The sequence below is a fragment of the Herbidospora cretacea genome (genome assembly GCF_001570605.1).
Taxonomy (GTDB): domain Bacteria; phylum Actinomycetota; class Actinomycetes; order Streptosporangiales; family Streptosporangiaceae; genus Herbidospora; species Herbidospora cretacea.
This window is the reverse complement of record NZ_BBXG01000008.1, coordinates 256,356-273,428: the sequence shown is the minus strand read 5'-3', so window position 1 is coordinate 273,428 and position 17,073 is coordinate 256,356. Positions and strand designations below refer to the sequence as shown.

The following is a 17,073-nucleotide window of genomic DNA, read 5'->3' as shown; positions in this document are numbered from 1 at the left end:
CAGGCTGCGGCCGGCGCACCTGGCTCATCTGAACGCTGGAACCCGCGTAAGGAGCTCCCGCCGATGGATCAGGAAACCCGTGCCCAGGACAGCGACGGCATCACACGGCGCGGGCTTCTGCGCGGTGCGGTGGTCGCCGGTGCCGCCGGCGGCGTCGTAGGAATCGTCCCGCCGGCGGCTCAGTCCGCGTTCGCGGCTGCTCCTCCGGCAGACGTGGTCGTCGGGTCGTCCATGCCGGACTTCACGGTCGGCTCGGCGGCGCTGACTCCGGACCGGGTGGCCGACGGCGCCTGTCAGTTCTGCAACAGCAACTGCCGCATCAAGGTCGCCACGAGACTCGGCCGGGTTCTGGAGATCCGCGGTGAAGAGAAGGACCCGGTCCAGGACGGCAACCTGTGCGTCAAGGCCGGGATGATGACCGAACTCGTCTACAACCCGTTGCGCCTGACCACTCCGCTTCGCCGCGTCTCGGGCCGCAAGGGCGACCCGAAGAGCCGGTTCGAGCCTGTCTCCTGGGACGACGCGCTGGACACGATCGCGCGCCGCTGGCTGGCGCTGCGCGACGCGGGTGAGGCCAGGGCCATCGCGAACCGCACCAGTGGACGGCTGCCCAGAGGCACGGGCTCGCTGGCCGGCCGAGTGTTCGCTCTTCTCGGCAGCCCCAACGACACCGATGTCGGCCCGGTCTGCAACGACGCCGGAGGCAACGCCCTGGCCACCACGTTCGGGCTGGGCAACTTCACCAACGGTTACGGCGTCGACGGTGCGACCGGCAAGGAGGACCTCGGGGCGGCGAAGTTCTTCCTCTTCCTCGGCACCAACCAGGCCGAGACCCACCCGGTGACCTTCGCGCACCTGCTCCGCGAACGGAAACGTACGGGCGCACGCCTCGTGGTGGTGGACCCCCGGAGCACACCTACCTCGGAGGTCGCGGACACCTGGGTCGCTCCGAAGCCGCACACCGACTTCGCCCTCGTTCTGGGGATGCTGCACCACATCATCACGACCGACCGCCACGACAAGGCCTTCGTCGAGAAGTGGGTGCTCGGCTTCGACGAGCTCCGTGCCCATCTGGTGCAGAAGGGCTACACGCCGGACTGGGCTGCCGGGATCACCGGCGTTCCGGCGAGCACGATCCGCCGGCTGGCGGTCGACTACGCCACGGCCCGACCGGCCGCGATCTTCTGCAACGCCGGGATCTCCCACCAGCTCGGGGCGTTCGACACCTATCGGACGTTGGCCATGCTGGCGGCCGTGACCGGCAACATCGGAGTGCCGGGCGGTGGATGCAACTTCATGCACAACACCTGGCCGGGAGGCCTCAACCTGCCGCCTTTGAAGGTGACTCCGCCCGAGCGCGGCCCGGCGCTGCCCGTCGGGCCGGACACCTTCGCCGAGTCGATCCTCACCGGCAAGCCGTACCGGCTCAAGGCCGTGATGACCGAGGGGAACCCGCTGGTCAGCTCGGCCAACACCAAGCGGGTGCGGGAGGCCTTCGAGAAGCTCGACTTCTACGTCTACACCGGCCTGTTCATGGAAGAGGCCGCCTACTACGCCGACATCATCCTGCCCGTCACCAGCGGCCTTGAATTCGAAGGCGTGTACATGCGCCGCGACGACCGGGCGATCCGCTGGCAGGAAGCAGCCGTCGAACGCGTCGGCCAGGTGCGCTCCGACACGGAGATCTGGGTCGACCTTGCCTACGCGCTCGCTCGCAATGACAGGCGGCGTCCCAGTTCCTACTGGACGGACGCCTTCTCGAAGTCGTGGCGTGACTACGGCAAGCTGTGGGACACCTTCGTCGCGAACACACCCGGCATGGGGGGCATGACCCGCGAGCGACTCAAAGCCCGGACGGAGCCGTTGAAGTGGCCGTGCCCCACTCCGGACCACCCCGGAGTGAGCACGCTCTACCTGGATCACCCGAGCTGGTACCAGGCGGCCGAATCACTGGGACACCGCGGGAAGCGATTCCTCACCGCCAGCGGCAAGATCGAGATCTACACGCCCGACCTGGAGCAACGACTGGCGCCCAGTGGTCATCACGCACTGCCGTCGTTCTACACCCACCCCGAGGTCACCGGCGCGCACCCCACGATCGCCTATGACGACCGCTACATCGCCAACCCGATCAATCCCCACGCGCTCACCCATCCGGTGCGCCTGGGTGTCCCGGGATCCGGTGCCGTGCACCGCCGGTTCCCGCTGATGGGGATGACCGGACGGCCCAGCGTGGTCCACTTCGCGTCGGTGACGCACTGGACCCCCACCGGCAAGCGGCTCAACGGAGTGCGGCTGGTGCAGATCCACCCTGACACGGCCCGAGGTCTGGGCATCGCCGACGGGGACGACGTCGTCGTCGAGAGCCCGCGCGGGTCGGTGACCGGAACCGCCCTGCTGGACGAGGGCATCCGCACCGACACCATCTATCTGCCGAACACCTTCGGACCCGCCCAGCAGGTCGGCGATCTCTACGACGACCCGCGCTACGAGGCGGCGAACACCCTCATCGACGACCGTCTGTACGACAACCTGTCCGGCCAGCAGGCGTACAAGTGCTTCGCGTGCCGGGTGTCCAAGGCGTAGTCAGCCGACCGTGTTCACCCGGACACCGGTCACACGAGCGGTCGCGTAGGGCCGCACATCCAGGTCCGCGCGACCGCTGTACATCTCCAGCCGCAGGTCCGGTCCGCGTCGCGGCCGGCCGTCCGTGTCCACCGGGTAGGCGAGGACGAAGGACGGGTCGGAGAGGGCGCGCAGGCCCACGATCCTGTCGGCCTGCTCCGAGGGCGCGGACCCGTCCACTTCGTGGGAAGGCAGCGCGTCGAACCCCAGGCGGCTCTTGAAGCTGAACAACCCTGGCTGGCCGAGGTGCCCGTAGAGGTTCGGGTCGCTGCCCAGGCTCACCCACGACTGGCCCCGGTGGCGCGCCTCCTCGATCAGCCGCATGTACAGCACGCGCGACACCTCGCCTCCGCGATGCGTGGGCGCCGACGTCACGAAACGCGCCCGTACCTCGTCGGCCTCCGGGGACCAAAGAGTGATGCACGCGGCGGCCAGCTCCTCGCCATCCCACGCGCAGACGGCGAAGTACCTGTCGCCGGAGGACAAGATGTGGTCACGATGACGGGTGGCCACGGGCCATCCGTGACGCATGCCGGCGACCTGGCGCTCGTACATGGGGACGAAGACGTCCATCAGCCCGGGGGTGACGGGCCGGACGTCGAAGCGCAGACCCGCGGCCTCACCTCGACGACGGGCCGCCGCGACGTTCTGCCGGTCCCGGCGGGCCAGGCGGGCGAGGAACTCCTCCTCGCTTCCCAGCGCGGCCGCCCGCCAGGTGACGACCTGCGGTTTGGGCAGGAAACCGCAGGCGGCCAGGGCAAGCCAGTCGTCAGGCGAGGGTTTCTGCACCCTGATCACGTCCACCTCGTGGACCAGATCCTTCCAGGCCCCGCTGAGCGCCTCGTCGACGTCGACGAGGGCCATCGGCACACCGAGGACGGTCTTCTTGATCATCGGGCTCCCACGTCCTCCGGGACGTTGAGCAGTCTGCACAGCGAGCTCAGCATCTGCGGCTGCACGCGGTAGTACACCCACGTGCCCCGTCTTTCGGCGTCGATGAGGTCGGCGGCCCGGAGGGCCTTCAGGTGGTAGGAGATCGTCGGCGACGACAGGTCGAAGTCCTCGGACATGTCGCAGACGCAGACCTCGCCGTTGGGGTGAGAGGCGATCACCGAAAGGAGGCGTAGCCGTACCGGATCTCCGAGCGCTTTGAAGACCTGGGCGAAGGACTTCGCCTCCTCGACGGCCAGCGGTTCCCGCGCCAAGGGGTTCATCTCTCGCTCCCGGCGCTCTCCTGGAAGCGGCGCAGGCGGAGGCTGTTGCTGAGGACGAACACACTGGAGGCGGCCATCGCGGCACCGGCGATCATCGGGTTGAGCACGCCGATGACGGCCAGCGGAAGCGCGGCGAGGTTGTAGGCGAAGGCCCAGAACAGGTTGCCCTTGATCGTCGACAGGGTGCGGCGGGACAGCCGTACGGCGTCGCCCACGGCCCGCAGGTCGCCCCGGACCAGGGTGATGTCGCCTGCCTCGATGGCGGCGTCCGTCCCGGTGCCCATCGCGATGCCCAGGTCCGCCTGGGCAAGGGCGGCCGCGTCGTTGACGCCGTCGCCGACCATCGCGACGACGTGACCTTCCTGCTGAAGGCGTTTGATCACGTCGACCTTGCCGCTCGGCAGCACCCCTGACTCGACGTCGGTGATGCCGACCTGCCCGGCGATCGCCTGGGCCGCCCGGTCGTTGTCACCAGTGAGCAGCACGGGCGCGAGACCCAGCTCGCGCATCCTGGCGACACCGTCGGCGCTGGTCGGTTTGACGGTGTCGGCGACGGCGATGACGCCGCGGATCCGCCCGTCCCAGCCGACGGTGACCGCCGTCCGCCCACGGCTCTCGGCATCGGCGAAGGCTCGTTCGAGATCGTCCGGTACGGGCAATTCGGTGCGGCCGACCGTGACCTGTACACCCTCGACCTCACCGCTGACTCCGAGACCTGCGGTGCCCTCGAACGTGGAGACCTCAGGAAGCGTTCCGAGCTTGTCGTGGGCCGCGGCGACGATCGCCTTGGCGATGGGATGCTCGGAGGCGTTCTCCAGCGCTCCCGCGCGGCGTAACACGTCGTCGGTGCTCTCCGCTTCACCGGCGATGACATCGGTGACCCGCATGACGCCCGTGGTGACCGTTCCGGTCTTGTCCAGGACGATCGTGTCGATGCGGCGCGTCGACTCCAGGACCTCCGGCCCGCGAATGAGAATTCCAATCTGAGCGCCGCGCCCCGTACCCACCAGCAGCGCGGTCGGAGTGGCCAGCCCGAGCGCGCACGGGCACGCGACGACCAGCACGGACACCGCGGCTGTCAGAGCTCCTGCGGCGTCCAGGCCGTTCCCGAGCCAGAAACCGAAGGTCGCCAGCGCGATCCCCACCACGACGGGCACGAAGACGGCGGCGACCCGGTCGGCGAGTCGCTGCACCGGGGCCTTGCCGGCCTGCGCCTCGGTGACCAGCCTGCTCATCTGCGCGAGCTGGGTGTCGGCCCCGACCCTGGTGGCCCGCACGATCAGCCGTCCGCTGGTGTTGACCGTGGCTCCGACGACCTTGTCCTCGGGGCCCACCTCGACCGGGACGCTCTCGCCCGTGAGCATGGACTGGTCCACCGCCGAGGTGCCGTCCACGACGACGCCGTCAGTGGCGACCTTCTCTCCCGGGCGCACGACGAACAGGTCGCCGACGGCGAGTTGCCCGATGGGGATGCGGACCTCGCGGCCGTTCCGCTGGACCGCCACGTCCTTGGCTCCGAGTTCGAGCAGGGCGCGCAGCGCGGCTCCGGCTCGACGCTTGGAGCGGTGCTCGAGGTAGCGTCCCGTGAGGATGAACACGGTGAGGCTGGCGGCGACCTCGAGGTAGATGTGGTGCAGTCCTTCTCCGGCGACCGGCCGCATCACGAACGGCATCTGCATGCCGGGCAGGCCCGCGTAGCCGAGGAACAGGGCGTACACCGACCACCCGAAGGACGCGATCACGCCCAGGGAGATCAACGTGTCCATCGTGGCGGAGCCGTGGCGGAGATTCTTCCAGGCCGCCACGTGGAACGGCCACGCTCCCCACGTGGCGACCGGAGCCGCCAGGGTGAGCGACAGCCACTGCCAGTAGGTGAACTGGAGCGGGGTGATCATCGCCATGGCGACGATCGGCACGGTCAGTGCCGTTGTGATCAGAAGTCTCTGCCGGAGCGTGGCGAGCCGCTGGTCCTCTGGCAATTCCGTCTCGGCGTTCGGCTCGTCAGGTTCTTCGGCTATCGGCAAAGAGGCGGTGTAGCCCAGCCCCTCCACCACCGCGATCAGTTCCTCCACCGAGACAGTGGAGTCGTACTCGACGTGGGCCTCCTCGACGGCGAGGTTGACCTCGGCCCGTACGCCTTCGATGCGGTTGAGCTTGCGTTCGATGCGGGCCGAGCAGGAGCCGCAGGTCATGCCACCGATCGACAGCGTGACCTCGGAGCGCGTGGCGAGCGCCGAAGGTGGTGCGGACATTGGTCCCTCTCCTCTTCCGAGGCCTAGAACTCCATAGGGGGCACGTTGGCGCCTACGACGTAGGCGACGGTGAACACCACGGCCAGCAGCACCAGGTAGCCGGCGACCTTGAGGCTGCTTCTCACGACAGCACTCCGGCGTACGTGTATCCGCTCTCCTCGACGGCGGCCTGGACGACCTCGGGGGAGAGCGGGGAAGCCGAGCTGATCTGGACCCGTCCGGCCTTCGGATCGATCTCGAGAACCTCGGCCTCGGGGATGGCGGTGCCGAGCGCGCTGCGCACACGCTTCGCGCAGCCGCCGCAGGTCATGCCTTCCACGGAATACGTGGTGACGACGCTCATGGGTGTGTCCCTTCGATCGTTGAGAAAGTCGCGAATCCGGGCCAACGCCCGTCGTAGGAGCTCGGGCGCGGCGACGAAGGACATCCGGACGTGGTCGGGGCACCCGAAGTCCGCCCCTGGGACAACGGCCACCTGCGCCTCGCGCAGGAGTCGCTCCGCGAAGTCGGCGGCACTGGAGATGCCTGGCCGATAGGTGCCCGAGACGTCGGCGAAGACGAAGAAGGCCCCATGGGGTTCGACGGCGATGTCGATGCCGGGCAGGCCGGACAGCCCTTCGCAGAGGATGTCCCGCCGTTCGGCCAAGGCCGATCGGCGCCGGACCAGTTCCGCGACGGGCTCGTCGCGGAGCACGGCGAGGGCCGCATGCTGGGAGATCGACGACGCGGCCGACGTCGTGTGCCCTTGCAGAGCGGACATCGCGGAGATCAGCGGACGCGGGCCGGCGGCGAAGCCGACTCGCCATCCGGTCATCGCGAACGTCTTGGACAGGCCACCGATCGTGACCGTCCTGGCCCGGATGTCCTCCCCGAGCGAGGCGACGCTGGTGAACTCGGCGCCGTCATAGACGAGATCGCCGTAGATCTCGTCGCTGACGATGATGAGCCCGGCCTCCACCGCCACCTTCGCCAAGCCCGTCAGTTCCGCCCGGTCGTAGACGACACCGGTCGGGTTCGACGGGCTGTTGATCAGCAGCGCCTTCGTCCGTGGTGTGATCCGCGCCCGTACCGCGTCGGCCGTCATCTTGAACCTGGCGTCGATGACGACCGGCGTCCCGCCCGCGAGCTCGATCATGGGCGGGAAGCTGACCCAGTAGGGCGACTGGAGGATGACCTCGTCGCCCGGGTCGAGCAGGACGGCGAAGGTGTTGGCGAGCGCCTGCTTGGCGCCGCTGGTGATGATGATCTCTTCGCTGGTGTACGGGGCGTTCCATGCGTGAGAAAGCCGCGCGGCGACCGCCTGCCTGAGCGGGGTGACGCCCGCCACCGGGGTGTAGCGGGTGAATCCCCGGCGGATCGCTCCGACTCCGCCTTCGCATGCCTCAGATGGAGTCGGGAAGTCGACCTCACCGCCGGTGAGGTTGATGACGTCGACGCCGTCCTCGGCGAGCTGCTTGGCCTGGGCGTCCAGTGCGGCCGTGGTCGACGGGGCCAGCCGTGCCGCGCGATGACTCAACATGGATTCCTCACCTGGCTCGGATGTTGAACAGCACCGCGGCCGGTGGGCCTGAGCCGCGGCTCACCTGGACGTTGAGGACCCAGTTACCGGACATTCCCAGGACGAGCTTGGATTCGTACGCCTCGCCATTGAGGGTGGCCGTCTGCTGGCCACCGTCCATGTCCATGCTCGGCATGCCGTAATTGACCTTGATGGCGGCGTCCTTGACCGTTGCTCCGGTGGAGTCCTTGATCGTGAACTGAGCCGTCGCGGCGGTGCCGCCCTTCGCGGGACAGGGCCGCAGAGAGATCTGGACCGTGAGACCGGCGTTCTGCTGCTGGTTCAGGCAGTCCTCAGATGAGGCGACGTTCTGGGCCGAGCCCTGGCCGCATCCGGCCAGGGCGCCGATCACCAGAAGGGTCGCCGCCACTATCCGGGCAAGACTCCTGTTCATCGCTCACCTCCACGCGGTGCGGTCAGCCGCAGCACGAACTCTTCGCCGCGGGGACCGGGACGGCCTCGGTGGTGGTGTCCGCAGCGGGCTTGGGTCCGCAGCAGGAACTCTTGACCGGGGCCGGCTCGCTGGTCACGGCGGTTTCGGCAGTGGGCTTCGGGCCGCAGCACGAGCTCTTGGCCTTCGGCTGGGCGGCGGACGGGGCCTCGCCCTGAGCGGCGGACCAGAAGAGCTGACCGAGGTTGTCGTCGGTGACGGACATGATTCAGTTCCTTCCAACCGGGTGTCTGGTTTGGACTTCGCAGAGTTCCGCGAGCCTGCTGTCGCTGGTGAGGAGCTCCACCGGCGTGCCGGATTCGGCCACGCGGCCGTCTTCGAGGACGAAGACGCGGTCGAGGTCTTCGACGAGGGTGAGCCAGTGCGCCACGACGATCGCGGTGCGCCCTTCCAGGAGCCGCCGGATCGCCGCCAGCACCACGAGCTGGCGAGCGGGATCGACGCTGGAGACAGCCTCGTCGAGGATGATCACTTTGGGGTCGGCGAGCATGGCGCGGGTGAGGGCGACGAGCTGCCTCTCTCCGGTCGACAGGCGTGCCCCACGCTCTCCGACCCGCGTCTCGTAGCCGTCGCGGAGGCCTGCGATGACCTCGTCGGCGCCCACCGCGCGGGCGGCTTCGACGATCTCGTCCTCGGTGGCTTCCGGTCGGCCGAACCTGATGTTCTCCGCGACGGTCCCGTCGAAGAGCAGCGCCTCCTGGGTGACCAGCAGGACTTGATCGCGGACGGAGCTCTTGGTGACCTCTGACAGGTCGTGCCCGTCGAGACGGATCGTCCCGGATGTCGGCGTGTAGAAGCGGACCAGCAGCTGCATGAGGGTGGTCTTGCCTGCGCCGCTGGCGCCGACCACCCCGATGTGCTCGCCGGGTTGGGCCTCCAGCGACACGTCGTGCAGTACTTCCACGCCGTCCGCGTAGCCGAAGCCGACGTTCTCCACCTGGAGATGACCGCGGACCTGGCCCAGGTCGTACCCGGTGTCGTCCTCTTCCGGCAGGTCGAGGACTTCCAGGATCCGCTGCGCGGACACGGCCATGTCGGAGGACTGTCCGAGCTGGTTGGCGACATCCCGCACCGGATTGAGCATGCGCTTGGAGAACAGTGCGAACGCGGCCAGCGTGCCTGCGGCCAGGGCGGCGCCCTCGGCCATGCCCATGGAGGCCATCATCGAGTCGGTGCCCAGCAGCATCCAGGTCATCGGCATCATCCCTGCCGCCAGGTCGAAGAAGAAGCCCGAGCCGAGCGGGTGGCCGTTGATGATCTGGAGGCCGCCGAAGAAGATCAGTAGCGCTAGGGCGATGTGGACGGTGAACCCCAGGTAGGAGGTGAGCCACAGGCGCTTGGTGGAGAGGCGGTTGTGGACCTTGGTGTAACCGGCGGAGCGGCCTTCGAGGTCGGCCATGAGGTCGTCTTCGCGGCCGAAGGCGCGGACGTCGTCCAGGCCGTTGATGCGCTGGTTGAGGTAGCCCACCATGGTGTCCCAGGCGTCGCGCTGTCGCTGGGTGTCGGCCTTGAGATGCCGCGTCCAGCGCAGGGCGATGAAGACCATGATCGGGATGACGATGAGCGTCGGGAGGGCCACGCCGGGGCTGAGTGCCAGCAGGAACACGGCGAAGGCGATGAACCAGACGGCGCTCTGGACCAGCTCCATTCCGGTCTTCGTGATGTAGCCCCGGAAGCGTTCGGCCTCGAACAGCACCCGGGTGACCCAGGTGCCGCTGGCCTGGGAGACGTGGCGGGAGAGCTGCACGTTGTGCAGCCGGGCCACGAGATCGTTCCGAAGGGTGACGGTGACCCGCTCGTTCACGCGGATCATGGCGACGTTGTAGGTGATCCGGATGATGTTGTCCAGCACCGCCAGGATCACCAGGTTGATCGCCGTGCTCGCGACGGCCTCCATGTTGCCGGTCACGATGTGCCCGACCCCGAGCATCACGGCGTACATCTGGGCGATCGTCATGATCGAGCTGAGAATCGTGACCAGCGTCGCCAGCGCGATCCAGCCTGCGTGCGGACGCAGGTAGGGCAGGAATCGGCGAAGTGCCCGGCGTAAGGTGCGGTTGATCTCGGCCTGGTCCATCGGCGGGGTCGAGGTGGTGAGCTCAGACATGGGCCTGATCCCCTTCGGGAAGGCCGGCGGGCGCCGGCGATCGGACCGCCGAGTCGTCCAGGGTGCCGTCCTTCATCGTGATGACGCGGTCGACGTGGCGAGTGACGGCGAGTTGCTGCGCGGCGATGATGAGCGTTCTGCCACGGCGTACTCGGAAGATGGTGTCGAGGAGCTCCGCCTCGGTCTCGGCGTCGAGATTGGCGGTGGGGTTGTCCAGGAGCAGGACGGCGGGATCCACGAGAAGGGCTCGGGCCAGCCCGACCCGCTGCCTCTCCCCGGCCGAGAGATCGGCCGCGTTGGCGGCGAGTTCTCTGGTCAGACAGGAGCGGCTCAGACCGGCCGCTTCGGCGGCGTCGGCCACCTCCTCCGGCGTGGCGTCCGGCCGGGCGAAGCGGATGTTGTCCGCCATCGTCCCCTCGAAGATCCACTGCCGCTGCGGAAGGCAGACGACCTGGTGCCGTACGGACCGCAGGTCGTACTCGCGGACGTCGACACCGTCATACGAAACGGTGCCGGCCTCGGTGTCGCGGAGCCGCGCCAAGGCGTGCAGCAGGGTCGTCTTACCGCTGCCGGTCGGGCCGATCAGGGCGATGGACTCGCCCGCAGCCACGGCCAGGCTCACGTCGTCGACCACACGCCGGTCACCGATCTCCACGACGACGCCGTCTGTCGCGAGTGCACCACTGGGCGGGGGCATGGGGCGGCTGCCGGACACCTCGGTAATCGCCGGGCGGGCGTCCATGATCCGGAGCAACCGCTGTGCGATGACCACCGAGCGGAAGATCCCGTTGGCATGCATGGTGACCATGTGCATGCTCATCTGGACCATCATGACCAGGGCGGTCAGGGCGACCAGGCTTCCCACGGTGATCTGACCGTCGAGGACGGCGTTTCCGCCGAGCCAGAGGGCGATGGGCGTGGGGAGCGCCCCGACCACATTGAGGATGGCCTCCCACCGGCTGTAGGTGGTCTTCATGGTCCCGCGACGAGCGGCGAGCTCTTCGTTGATCTTGTTGAGGCGGCTGGAGGCGTCCTCCTCGCGGCCGAAGGCCTTGACCACGCCGATGTTGGTCAGCGACTCGCCGACACCTGACAGCAGATTGGTGAACTGGCCTTTGACCTCGACGAACATGCGCTGCAGACGGCCCTGGACGATCAGGTTGCCGAGGATGACCACGACGAGCGGAAGAGACGCGAGCAGCGTGGTCCGCACGTCGATGAGGAGTGCCACCAGGTACATGACCGCGGTCACCACGATCTGGTTGGCCAGCTCCAGGATGCCGCCGTTGGTGAGACCGCGAACGAACACCGCGTCCGACACCAGGCGGGTCAGCGCCCGCCCGCCGGAGGCTTCGGCGGTGTCGGCCGGCCCCAGGTGCAGGAGCTTGCGGAACAGATCGTGCCGCAGGTCGTTGACGGCCTTGCTGGCGACGGTGAAGCGGAGTTGCTTCCCGAGGTGGAGCAGGCCGGCCGAGAGGGCGCCGATGGCCAGGACGCCCAGCGCGACGGCGAGCAGCAGACCGGGGTCGCCGCCCAGCACGCCGGCGTCGATCGCGACTCGGATGACCAACGGGATGGCGATGGTGTTCAACAGGCCCAGCAGCATCGTGACCGTGGCCACGGCCATCGCGCCGCGATGGCGGAGCGGATAACCGTAGATGAAGCGCAACGCGTGGAGTGACTCTTTCACGTCCCTGTTCCCTTCCGGCCGGCCGCTGGGGTGCGGCGCGGTCCGCGCCCGTCAGGACACGGACCGCGCCTGATGGCCCTTGGGCGGCTGTGGCCTAGTCGCAGCACGCACAGGCGCAGGCGCATTCGGCGCCGTCTTCGGCGGCGTCCTCGATGCCGCTGGTCTCGCAGCAGCCGGAGCCGATCATGTCTTCCGCCATGACACTCTCCTTCCTTGATTTGATAATTACAAGATTATCGAATCAGATCACCTGGAAACGGTCAATGGGTCTGTCAGCAGCAGGATGTGTGCGGTTTCGCGACCTCGGTCTCGATGTCCTGCACCGGTTCGACCCGCAGGTCGAGCTGGTCGAGAATCCGCTGACGGTCGCGGAGGACGGCCTCACGGCTGTCGCCGACCAGCACGATCCGCCCGAACGTGCCGCCCCGGGGGTGGTTGAGTTCGAGCACGGCTTCACCCGGCTGAACGTCGACCTCTATCAAGGGCGGCGTGCGCGTCTCCAGTCCTTCGACGGCGCGCAGGGCTTCGGGGCGGTAGAACAGACGGCCGGGTTCGTCGAAGACGATGCTGTGGTAAAGCCCCACGCTCGCCTCGGGTGCCCCTGGCTCCGACTGGCGGCCCAGGGCAGCTTCAACGGCCACCAGCGTCGGTTCGTAACCGCTGGTCGCGGCGATGAGCGTGACACCCTGCCCGCCGGACAGACGTGGATTGATCTCGACCGCGATGGGGCCGTCCTCCACGAGCATGAACTGCAGCAGGGCGACCCAGTTGTCGAGCCCGACGGCGGCCAGCGCTTGCTCGGTGCGCTCGCTGAGCAGGGTCAGGTCTCCCTCGGCGACGGCGCTGGGAAACCAGCCGCCGAGCTTGACGAACTTGGGTGGCGGCCCGACCTCTGCTTCGAAGACATAGAGGATCTTGGTCTGTCCGCCCGCCCGGCTCGCCAGCACACCGATCTCCGGGCCTACCAGGTATTCCTCCACGAGGGCGCTGGTCCGCCCGCCGGCCAGGATGTCGGCGACAGCGGCGGTGACCTCCTCGGCGGTGGAGCAGAACATGAGCCCGGCAGCGCTGGTGGCGTCAAGGGGCTTGATGACCACCGGCAGACCGATGTCCTTGGCCGCCAGCACGGCCTCCTCGGCGCTGTGCACGACGTGGTGACGGGTCACCGGCAGCCCGGCTTCGGCGAGGCGCCGGTGGGTGGCGGACTTGTCGTTGCAGTTGCGCGCGGCCTCGGCCGTGATCCCCGTGCTGAGGCCGAGACTCTCGCGCAGCAGCCCGGCCAGCGGCACCAGGCGGTCCACCTGCGTGACCACGGCTGCGAAGGGCCGCACGGCGTGGACGCGACTGACCTGGGCCATCACCCCGTCCCAGTCGTCGAAGTCGACCTCGATAGGGATGTCGGCGAGGGCGAGCAGATCGAACGGCATGTCCTCGTCCGCGAAACCGACCTCGTAGTCGGTCCGTTCCTTGAGCATCGTGACGGTGCGCCTGCCGCCTAGTACGAGCACTCGCGTCGGGTTGTCTGGCACGGGTGTGTCACCGTCCTTCTGATGGATGGGGCCGAACGGACAGGCTGAGGGCGTCGGTCAGCCGCTCCAGGGAAACGGGGTCGCCGTCGTAGGAGATGATCCGGCCGTACACGCCGCCTTCAGGACTGACGTGGTCGCCGGGGTGCACGTCCATGGAGATCACGGGGGCTGGTGCCGCCCCCTCTGTCAGGGCGCCGATGTCGTAGTTCACCGTTCCGGCCTGATCGAACGTCACGCACCGGTACCGGACGTGGTCGGCCACCGGCGCCCGTCTGCCGAGGGGAGCGCCGAGCGCCACGTCGAGCGCGGCCCGGACCATGTCCACTCCTGAGACCGCTTCGGTGATCTCGCACAGCCTTCCCCCGGGCGGCCGGGCGCTGACGTTGATGAGGACAGGGCCGGTCAGCGAGAGCCGCACCTGTGTGTGGGCGATCCCGTGATCGAAGCCGAGTGCCTCCAGCGCTGCGGCGACGAACCGGCGGAGGTCGAACTCCCGGGATTCGTCCAGTCCGGCGGGGAAGTCGTAGCCGAGTTCGACCGGACGTCCATCCATCGCGGAATGCTGGGCGAGTACGCTGATCACTTCGGTGATCGAGTCACGGGTGACACTTTGGATCGCGTATTCCGGGCCGTCGACATACGCCTCGACCAGCAGGCGCGGATCCGTCTCGTCGTGAAGAGCGGTGACGGCGTCCTTGACCTGGCGAGGATCGCGGCAGACCAGCGTGCCCGCGCCGGCCGCACCGGTCACCTTCTTGACGAGCACGGGATAGCCGAGCCGCAGGGCCGCGGCCTGCGCCTCACCCGGTTCCGCGACGACGACGTGATCGGGAACGCCTAGGGCAGCCGCACGTAGCGCCAGGCGCATCCGGAGCTTGTCGTTGCAGTTCATGGTGGCCGCCAGGCTCAGCCCCCGCACTCCCAGCCGGGCGGCGAGGTAGGCGGTCAACGGAAGCCGGAGATCGTAGACTCCGATCACGGCGTCGATGGGTCGCTGGTGGTGCAGCCGCCTCAACACCGACTCGGCTGCCGACCAGTCATCGAGGTCGAGATCCACGGGTACGTCGGCGACGCAGGCCAAGTCAAGAGGCGTCGGGTCGTCGAACAGGATGGTTCGCACTCCGGCTTCCACCATGACGTCCACCACCCGGCGGCCGGACACGCTCACCACGGTCGGCCGGTGGTCGCCGTCCTCGTCCCAGCCCGGCATCAGCAGCACCTGCTCGACACCGCGAGTCCATGCGGGGACGCGTGACTGCGGGCCTCCAGTCGTCGGCACCAGGCGTGCAGCAGAGCGGTGTCGCGCCGGTCGTCTGATTTGAGGGCGAGGTAGAGCGGAGTGCCCACCGCGCCGTACCGAGCCTTCACGGAGGCGTTGCCCCGGCCGAGATTGAGCACTCTCGTGCCGGAGGTGAGCGCGGCCTCGATGGTGTGGGCGAGCATGGCGTGGTACGGCTCGAAGGCCGGATAGCGTCCGGTGCGCAGCCCCGCGATCCACATCGACCACTCACCCGCGAACTCCCATCCGGCGAACGCCGCCACGATCTCGCCGCCTTCGCCGGTGGCGATCGTGGCCCGCCCGTAGGGGCGCAGGCGTCGCGAGACCGCGCGCAGGAAAGGGTCGGGCAACACGTCCGTGGGTGTGTCGTGTTCGCGAAGGAGATCATGGGTGAGTCTCACCAGAGTGTCCTCGTCGAGGCCGCCCTCGGCGATCGTCAGCTCTCGGGCACCCAGACGTTGCTCGCGCCGGACCTTGCCGCGGCGGCGTCTGGGCATCGCCGCCCAGTAGTCCTCAGGGGTGGCTTTCGTGGTGTCCAGCCGATAGGCGGTCGCCACGTGGGCGGCGGCGTAACCGGCGCCGAGCAGTCGTCCGGCCATGCCGTCGGCGGGCACATTGGCGACTCCCCATGCCCATGCGCCCAGCGAACGCGCGGTCCGCTCAAGACCGGCCACCAGCGCCTGAGCCGCAGGCTGGTGGCCGGGCAGGACCAGAGGACCGCCGTGAAGACCGGCGAGACTGTGCGCGAGCAGCATGGGGCCGCGCTCCCGTAAATCCTCTGCCTCGCCCAGAGCGAGAGCGTGGTCCAGCCGGGGACATTGGCGGACCAGGTATGCGGGACAGACGCCGACCAGCTGATCGCCGTCATGAGCGAGCAGGTGAGCGGCTTCGAACTCGCCCGGAGGCGCCTCCTCGAAAGCGGTGAGCCACTCCCACGAGTGGAAGATCGTTCCGCCTGCCCGGCGCACCACGTCGTTCCAGGCGGCGGCTTCGACACCTGCGGCGCTGGGGAGGAGTTCCACCCGGTAAGGACCCGAGATCGTCGTCGCCTCAGCAGCAAGACTTGTATTCACGACTGTCCGCCACCTCCCACGCGAGGTCCTCCAGCTCGGTCACCTGCAGGTCGAGCGCTTCGCGGATCCCCCGCACGCCCTCGCCGGCCTCGGCCGCCGAGTCGCCGAAGGCCACGATCCGTCCGTACACCCCGCCCTCGGGATGGGCGGCCGCCTGAACGGGGTCGCCAGGGGGGATCTCGAGCTCGACGATGGGGGGCAGCGTGCCGGAGAACGGCGCGACGTCGATTCCGGTCCGGTAGGTCACGACTCCGGGCCGGTCGAAGACGATGCTGCTGTACAGGGCATGGGTCGCTTTCGGCCGGCCGGAGGTGACCGGCAGGCCGAGTGCGAGCTGGCAGGCCGCCAGAGTCATGTCGACGCCGCTGACCGCCTCCGTCATCTCGACCAGGCGGCCACCTGGCCGGCGTGCGTTGACCTCGACCACGCGGAAGCCGTCAGGACCACGGCGCACCTGGGTGTGGCTGATCCAGTCGGTCACACCGAGCGCCTGAAGTGCTGCGACCGTCGTTTCCCTCAAGGAGAGTTCGGCGGATTCGCCGAGGCCGCTGGGGTGCTCGTAGCCGAGCTCGACGAACACGGGCGGATCGGTCATGTGCTGCAGGAAGATGCTCAGCACCTGTGTGCGCCCGCCGCGGGTGAGGGTCTGCACGGCGTACTCCGGTCCGTCGATGTACTCCTCGACCAGCACGCCCGTCCGGGTTCCGGATCCGGACTCCGAGAGGATCGCGGTCGCCGCTTCTCGAACCTCCGGCAGAGTGAGGCACCGCCGAACGCCGAATGCTCCGGCCTCGTCACGTGGTTTCACCACGACGGGAAGGCCGATCTCGGCGGCGATCTGGATCGCCTCTTCGGCGCTGTCGGCGAGACCGAACCCCGGTACCGGGACGCCGTGTTCGCGCAGGCGGTTGCGGGTCAGCCATTTGTCGTGGCAGTTCCACGCCGTTTCGACGCTCAGGCCTCGTGGCGTGTCCAGCAGGAGTTCGGAGAGGTGGGCCATCAACGGGATCCGTGGCTCCACATGGGTCAGGATCGCCGCCGGGGGGTGTCCGCCGAGCTGGTGCTTGACCAGTTCGAAGACGGCGTCCCAGTCGTCGACGTCCACGTCGAAGGGCAGGTCGGCCCAGGTCACACAGGAGAAGGGGACTCGACGGTCCAGGTAGAGGATGCGGTAGCCGAGTTCGTGCAAGAGGCTGAATTCGCGGTGGGCCCGGCCGCCGATGAGGACGACGGTGCCCGCCGAGGTCGTGCCGCCGCCGGTCATCGGCGCTCCGTTCTGTTCGCGCTTGGTCGGG

At 68.5% G+C, this 17,073-nt stretch carries 13 protein-coding genes; 1 reads left to right on the top strand and 12 read right to left on the bottom strand.

What is annotated here, in order from left to right; genetic code table 11:
- The first annotated feature begins 63 nt into the window (after positions 1 to 63).
- On the top strand, positions 64 to 2,586 hold the full coding sequence (locus AW270_RS18135) for a molybdopterin-containing oxidoreductase family protein (RefSeq protein WP_061295608.1): 2,523 nt from the start codon (positions 64 to 66) through the stop codon (positions 2,584 to 2,586).
- Here AW270_RS18135 and AW270_RS18130 read toward each other — a convergent pair whose 3' ends face one another.
- From AW270_RS18130 to AW270_RS18075, 12 genes are all read right to left on the bottom strand, one after another.
- Positions 2,587 to 3,519, bottom strand: coding sequence for a GNAT family N-acetyltransferase (locus tag AW270_RS18130; RefSeq protein ID WP_061295605.1), 933 nt, complete (start codon positions 3,517 to 3,519; stop codon positions 2,587 to 2,589).
- Positions 3,516 to 3,839 (bottom strand): ArsR/SmtB family transcription factor, encoded by a 324-nt coding sequence (locus tag AW270_RS18125; protein WP_061295602.1) that lies wholly within the window; start codon positions 3,837 to 3,839, stop codon positions 3,516 to 3,518. The genes AW270_RS18130 and AW270_RS18125 overlap by 4 nt, the downstream gene beginning before the upstream one ends.
- Positions 3,836 to 6,091, bottom strand: a complete 2,256-nt coding sequence (locus AW270_RS18120) for a heavy metal translocating P-type ATPase (RefSeq protein ID WP_061295599.1) — start codon at positions 6,089 to 6,091, stop codon at positions 3,836 to 3,838. Before AW270_RS18120 ends, AW270_RS18125 begins: the two co-directional genes overlap by 4 nt.
- Before the next feature lie 121 nt (positions 6,092 to 6,212).
- The gene (locus AW270_RS18115) at positions 6,213 to 7,610 is read right to left on the bottom strand and encodes an aminotransferase class I/II-fold pyridoxal phosphate-dependent enzyme (RefSeq protein WP_218009260.1); all 1,398 of its coding nucleotides are present in this window, start codon (positions 7,608 to 7,610) and stop codon (positions 6,213 to 6,215) included.
- A 7-nt stretch (positions 7,611 to 7,617) separates the two neighbouring features.
- The gene (locus AW270_RS18110) at positions 7,618 to 8,043 is read right to left on the bottom strand and encodes a FixH family protein (protein WP_082801630.1); all 426 of its coding nucleotides are present in this window, start codon (positions 8,041 to 8,043) and stop codon (positions 7,618 to 7,620) included.
- Positions 8,044 to 8,065: 22 nt separating this feature from the next.
- Positions 8,066 to 8,305, bottom strand: coding sequence for a hypothetical protein (locus AW270_RS18105; protein ID WP_061295592.1), 240 nt, complete (start codon positions 8,303 to 8,305; stop codon positions 8,066 to 8,068).
- Positions 8,306 to 8,308: 3 nt separating this feature from the next.
- Positions 8,309 to 10,207, bottom strand: coding sequence for an ABC transporter ATP-binding protein (locus tag AW270_RS18100; protein WP_061295589.1), 1,899 nt, complete (start codon positions 10,205 to 10,207; stop codon positions 8,309 to 8,311).
- Entirely contained in the window at positions 10,200 to 11,897 is a 1,698-nt protein-coding gene (locus tag AW270_RS18095) for an ABC transporter ATP-binding protein (protein ID WP_061295584.1), read from the bottom strand. Before AW270_RS18095 ends, AW270_RS18100 begins: the two co-directional genes overlap by 8 nt.
- A gap of 272 nt (positions 11,898 to 12,169) precedes the next feature.
- Positions 12,170 to 13,426: an ATP-grasp domain-containing protein gene (locus tag AW270_RS18090; protein WP_218009259.1), complete on the bottom strand. Its 1,257-nt coding sequence runs from the start codon at positions 13,424 to 13,426 to the stop codon at positions 12,170 to 12,172.
- A 7-nt stretch (positions 13,427 to 13,433) separates the two neighbouring features.
- Entirely contained in the window at positions 13,434 to 14,636 is a 1,203-nt protein-coding gene (locus AW270_RS18085) for an ATP-grasp domain-containing protein (protein WP_061296164.1), read from the bottom strand.
- Positions 14,636 to 15,778, bottom strand: coding sequence for a GNAT family N-acetyltransferase (locus AW270_RS18080; protein WP_218009257.1), 1,143 nt, complete (start codon positions 15,776 to 15,778; stop codon positions 14,636 to 14,638). Before AW270_RS18080 ends, AW270_RS18085 begins: the two co-directional genes overlap by 1 nt.
- On the bottom strand, positions 15,756 to 17,042 hold the full coding sequence (locus AW270_RS18075) for an ATP-grasp domain-containing protein (protein ID WP_061295580.1): 1,287 nt from the start codon (positions 17,040 to 17,042) through the stop codon (positions 15,756 to 15,758). The genes AW270_RS18080 and AW270_RS18075 overlap by 23 nt, the downstream gene beginning before the upstream one ends.
- Positions 17,043 to 17,073 lie beyond the last annotated feature (31 nt).